The sequence below is a fragment of the Pseudoalteromonas sp. RB2-MNA-CIBAN-0110 genome (assembly GCF_040309305.1).
GTDB classification, from domain to species: domain Bacteria; phylum Pseudomonadota; class Gammaproteobacteria; order Enterobacterales; family Alteromonadaceae; genus Pseudoalteromonas; species Pseudoalteromonas arctica.
Window position 1 is genome coordinate 1 of record NZ_JBEOOQ010000291.1, and the last position, 245, is coordinate 245.

Genomic DNA, 245 nt, shown 5'->3' on the forward strand with positions numbered 1-245 from the left:
CGCCAGAACAAGTTAAAAAGTTATTTAGAAACTGTCGTTTAATTGGCCGCCGCTTTCGTTTAGCTCACATTGTATTTGGTCGTGAAATAATAGAAGTAGCTACCATGCGCGGGCACCACGAAGCGCCAGAGGACAAAAACCAAATAAGCCAATCGAGTGAGCAAGGACAATTGCTACGCGACAACGTATTTGGCAGTATTGAGGAAGACGCAGAACGCCGTGACTTTTCAATCAATGCACTTTAT

The 245-nt window shown here is 44.1% G+C and carries 1 pseudogene; it reads left to right on the plus strand.

Annotation, left to right across the window (positions count from 1 at the left end):
* Positions 1–245 (plus strand): annotated as a pseudogene (locus AAEY68_RS21535) (polynucleotide adenylyltransferase PcnB); the annotation flags it as partial.